Consider the following 2,560-nt stretch of genomic DNA (forward strand, 5'->3'; position numbering starts at 1 on the left):
ACAGGTTGTTGAACTTTTTTTGACTCATCTTTGTAACAAATTTTCACCCTCAGTTCATCTCCCAATATATTGGATATTTTACAGGTTTACCACTGTTCCAATAAGACAATTTAATGTTCTATTTTCTGTTGACAGGTCAAGGAGACTTATTGTATTATCTTATTATTACTACTATGAATAAAAAGGTAAAAATTGGATATTAGACAAAAAATATTAGATAAAGCATTTGAAGAAATACACAAAAGTGGATATGAAGCTGCTTCTATAAATAAAATCTTAAAAGATGTAGGTGTTAATAAAGGTTCAATGTATCATTATTTTAAATCAAAAAGAGAATTGACTCTTACAATGATAAAAGAAAACCTAAATAATTATATTGAACAGAAATATGGTGTTATTTTAGAAGTGAAAGAAAACTATATTCAAGAAATACTAAAGGTCTTTAGAAAAAGTAGTAATCAAAGTGTATGTAATGGATGTAGATTAAATAATTTAGTACAAGAATTATCTCATAGAGATAATGATTTTAAAGTCGAGTTAGAAAAAATATATATAAGATTTGAAGAAATCATTGAAGAAGCAATTATTAAAGCAATAGAAAATAAAGAAATTTTTCATCCAAATCCAAAAAGACTATCAATTTATTTAGTTGCTTCACTTGAAGGTTCTGTAGCTACAGCAAAAAAATCACAAGATTTTGAAATATATAATGAATGTATTGATGAAATAGAAAACTATCTCAACTCATTAAAGTGCCTATAATATCAGTTGACCTTAAGGTCAACTAGAATACAATTCATTTGACTTTGAAGTCAAATGGAGAAAATATGAATATTAAATTACCTGTAATTGCATTTATATCCCTAGGTATAATTTGGGGTAGCAATTTTATATATATGAAATGGGCAACTGAACTAATCTCACCTTTGCAGATTGTATTTTTAAGAGTTTTTTTTGGGTTTATTCCTGTTTTAGCATACTCTTTTTACAAAAAATCAATGTCTTTAAATCATTTTAAATATAGTTTTCATTTTATTGTGATGTCATTACTTGGAACTACTGTCTACTACTATTTCTTTGTTAAGGCATCATCTACTCTTTTATCTGGAGTAATGGGTGCACTAAGTGGTTCTATTCCTTTATTTGCATTTCTTCTTGCAGTTCTTTTTATTAAAGAAGAAAAACTAAATATTAGAATACTTGGAATACTAATCGGGATAATTGGAGTTGTATTGATAGCAAAACCATTTAATGAAAATATTTTTAACTCTAATATTGAAGGAATTTTTGATGTTGTTTTTGGCTCATTAATACTTGGCTCATCATTTGTTTATGCAAAAAAATTTATAACTCCTTTAAAAATACATTTTTCTGCATTAACAACATATCAATTAGGATTTGCATTATTGACTCTATTATTAGTCACAGACTTTAATGGAATTATTAATATAAAAAATGATACTCATATATTTTTAGGAATGATTATAGGATTAAGTTTACTAGGAACTGGATTAGCATATATTTTATATTATTACTTAATAGAAGAGTTAGGTGCAGTTGCAGCTTCATCAGTAACATATATTCCTCCAATAGTTGCATTAATAATTGGATACTTTTTTATAAATGAAGACATTGATTTAATAGATTGCATTGGGACTATACTGATTTTTTTAGGTGTATTTATTGTAAATAATAAAAAGGAAAAAAATGAACAAAAATAAAAAGTTGAAAAAACTAAACAAATCAATAATACAGATTGTTGAACTTGTTAATAAGTAAAGATTCAATCTTTACTTATTAAATATGCTCCTGCTAACCCCATAATAGAACCAGCTGTTCTATTTAATATTATTACAGATTTCTTTGTTGTTAATACTTTTTTTGCTCTATATGCACTATATGAAATAAATAAAAGACCATTCATCAATGCGAATAAAGTTATTATACTAATTACAATCAAATCACTAACACCCAATACACTTAAATCCACAAATGTAGGTAAAAATGCAATATAAAATATGATAACTTTAGGGTTAGATGCTGATATTAAAAAGCCTTTAAAAAAGTTACCAGCATATGAAGCCTTTGTTACCTTTTCATTTTTGATATTTGTTTCTATGGGAGATGTCCAAATTTTATAACCTAAATAGATTAAATAAATTCCACCAGCAATTCTAATAAATTCAAATACGGTTGCATAGTTTTGTGTTAGTGCAACTAGACCAAAAAAAGCAAGCACCAAGTAAACAACATCGGACATTGACATACCAAATGCTAAAGCATAAGATGTTTTAATATTGTTATTCAATGAATTTGATATAAGCGCAAATACACCAGGACCTGGTGTAATACTAAAAATAAATATTGCTAAATAAAACGTGATCATTGATTCTATTGACATATTAGTTCCTTAAAATAATTGTATAATTATACTCTATAGGATATTGATCTGTCAACAAGAAATAGGACACAATATTCTGAGAAACTGCAATCAGCTTTTTGATAGCTCATTTCAAACGTTCAACAACATCTTGAGACTGTGAAAGAACTAAAGCCATCG

The 2,560-nt window shown here is 26.5% G+C and carries 3 protein-coding genes; 2 read left to right on the top strand and 1 reads right to left on the bottom strand.

The genetic code is table 11. From position 1 onward, the window contains the following. Positions 1-192: 192 nt before the first annotated feature. A complete protein-coding gene (locus GBG18_RS14840; protein ID WP_152192329.1) occupies positions 193-762 on the top strand; it encodes a TetR/AcrR family transcriptional regulator in 570 nt (189 codons plus the stop codon). 65 nt (positions 763-827) lie between these two features. Beyond that, positions 828-1,721: a DMT family transporter gene (locus GBG18_RS14845; RefSeq protein WP_152192331.1), complete on the top strand. Its 894-nt coding sequence runs from the start codon at positions 828-830 to the stop codon at positions 1,719-1,721. 62 nt (positions 1,722-1,783) lie between these two features. Here the strand turns inward: GBG18_RS14845 and GBG18_RS14850 are convergent, their stop codons facing one another. Continuing rightward, on the bottom strand, positions 1,784-2,401 hold the full coding sequence (locus GBG18_RS14850; RefSeq protein ID WP_152192333.1) for a LysE family translocator: 618 nt from the start codon (positions 2,399-2,401) through the stop codon (positions 1,784-1,786). Positions 2,402-2,560: the final 159 nt, after the last annotated feature.

The organism is Poseidonibacter ostreae (assembly GCF_009208075.1).
Lineage (GTDB): Bacteria > Campylobacterota > Campylobacteria > Campylobacterales > Arcobacteraceae > Poseidonibacter > Poseidonibacter ostreae.

What these genes read in the sequence shown, in the direction of transcription:
- GBG18_RS14850 (WP_152192333.1), bottom strand. Translation starts at nt 2,401, where the DNA reads ATGTCAATAGAATCAATGATCACGTTTTATTTAGCAATATTTATTTTT.
- GBG18_RS14845 (WP_152192331.1), top strand. Translation starts at nt 828, where the DNA reads ATGAATATTAAATTACCTGTAATTGCATTTATATCCCTAGGTATAATT.